Origin of the sequence: Vibrio sp. YT-17, from assembly GCF_033337375.1 — a bacterium.
GTDB lineage: Bacteria > Pseudomonadota > Gammaproteobacteria > Enterobacterales > Vibrionaceae > Vibrio > Vibrio alginolyticus.
Genome location: NZ_JAWOQP010000128.1, coordinates 1 through 1,225, shown reverse-complemented (window position 1 = coordinate 1,225; position 1,225 = coordinate 1). Strand labels below are relative to the sequence as shown.

1 protein-coding gene is annotated in these 1,225 nt (G+C 45.8%); it reads right to left on the bottom strand.

The window, feature by feature from the left end; all coding sequences use genetic code 11:
- Positions 1–77: 77 nt before the first annotated feature.
- Positions 78–1,172 carry a DUF3541 domain-containing protein gene (locus R7F67_RS24385; RefSeq protein WP_318057484.1) on the bottom strand — a complete coding sequence of 365 codons (1,095 nt, stop codon included), beginning with the start codon at positions 1,170–1,172 and terminating at the stop codon, positions 78–80.
- Positions 1,173–1,225 lie beyond the last annotated feature (53 nt).

The window sequence follows — 1,225 nt, the reverse complement described above, 5'->3', positions numbered from 1 at the left end:
GTGGCGGGTTTTTTTATGGTGTTGGGAAAGTCGTGTGAGTCAGTGCAAGAGCATTCCCGAACCATGTTTATTCGATGTTATTTGGGGGATTTAGGTACTAACCCATAAGGGATCGATTTGAACGCTTTCGGGTGCGCTTGATATGTTGGTGCCTTGTGCACACCTTTCCAATCTAAAAGCATAATCGCGAGCACATTGCGATGTTCCCCAAACTTTAGATCAAAGTCACCATCAACGGATGGAATCATCCCTTGTTCGGTGCTGATGGCATCTCGAATCGCTTGGCGTGTTTTCTCAACGACGGGATCGTGGTCAAGGCCAGCCAGTAAAAATGAAATACCTACTTCGGCAATGATGTCTTCTTTTGCTCGCAATAAAATCGTGTCGATGTTGTCGCGGAAGTAATCATAAATCCATTGATGATCCGCTTCATTCACGCGCTTTTGATAATACTGAGAGTCGGCAAAGATGATGTGTGTCATGCCATAGATTTTGTTGCCGTATTGCTGAGCAGAGAGCTTTTTATCATTGTCGTCGGGGTAGGTCGATCGGAATGCTTCAATGAACGCGTTCACCACATCTTGTTCACCCAGTTGACGCAGCCAATAGACCTGATTTGCCAACTGCGCCGCCCATGCTTCAATCATCTCTTGATCGGTGGCGTAGCGAGTAAAATCGTAACGACGAATGATTTCTCGCAGTGTTTTATCTTGTTGGTGCTTTAAGCCGTACTCATCTGCTCTCGCCATCGCGCCCAGTAAATCGACGCCAAGATACAAATACTCAGGGTGATGTTTTGTTACGGTATAACGACGTTGACTGCGCTCGTCCTCTTTTTCTTGGTAGCGAGTAAGCCGCTCAGAGGAGTACAAAATGATGTCTTCTGGTTTGACGACGTCATTCGCGAAGCGATTCAATCGGCTTGCGACTTGAGCCATGTCTGTCCAAATGGTTGCGTAGTATTTTTCATCTAAGGTTTGGCGGAACATACGCAGCCCAAAGTGGCCTTCCTTAAAAGGAGGAAGCGTGAATAACTCACGTTCGTATGTGTCGCGAATCAGCTGTGCTGATTGAGAGTAATTAAGTGCAGGCACCTCTTCTTGAGATGCCTGTACATTCAAGATGAGTGAGCAAGAGAGCAAGACCGCCAAGCTGGTAGGTTTGATACGCATAAATCCATTCCCTGATATAACCTAGATGTAAACTTATCATCAATGTTTGTTAA

Excerpts from the sequence above, each read along its gene's own strand:
- R7F67_RS24385 (WP_318057484.1), bottom strand. The coding sequence starts at position 1,172 with ATGCGTATCAAACCTACCAGCTTGGCGGTCTTGCTCTCTTGCTCACTC.